Below are 504 nucleotides of genomic sequence, written 5' to 3'. Positions count from 1 at the left end.
CGATGGAGGCCGAACCGGTCGCACCGATCTTGATCAGCGCGCCGTAGATGCCCCACACGGTGCCGAGCAGACCGACGAACGGCGCGGTCGCACCGACGGTGGCCAGCAGGGTCATGCCCGACTGCAGGCGGGTGCTCTCGCGGGTCACGGCCTGGCGCAGGGCGCGGTCCACGAACTCCGAGCGGCTCAGGTTCTCGCCCAGGCCGGTGTTGCTGCCTTCGGCGCGCTGGTGGTGGGCGGCAGCCTGGGCGGCGTCCAGGGCGATCTTCGAGAACGGCTCGGAAGCCGGCTGCTCTTCCATCGCACGGATGGCTTCCTGCGCGTTCGGGGCTTCCCAGAACAGGCTGGTCACGCGATCGGCGGCGCTCTTCAGGCGGACCGAACGGAAGATGTTGATGACGGTCCAGTACCAGGACATGGCCGACATGGCGATCAGGGTCACCAGAACGACCCAGGAGACGGCGAAGTCACCCGGATGCGAGGTCATTTCCCCGATCAGGTGTT

Annotated in this window: 1 protein-coding gene; it reads right to left on the bottom strand. The window is 67.7% G+C overall.

The features are described from left to right. Positions 1–504 (bottom strand): TonB-system energizer ExbB (gene exbB / locus CWM66_RS28305; RefSeq protein WP_107147754.1); only part of this gene is annotated, 504 nt, incomplete at both ends.

Origin of the sequence: Kosakonia sp. H7A (assembly GCF_003028445.1) — a bacterium.
Classification (GTDB): Bacteria; Pseudomonadota; Gammaproteobacteria; order Enterobacterales; family Enterobacteriaceae; genus Kosakonia; species Kosakonia radicincitans.
The sequence above is the reverse complement of the archived record's forward strand: the minus strand, read 5'-3'. Positions and strand labels throughout refer to the sequence as shown.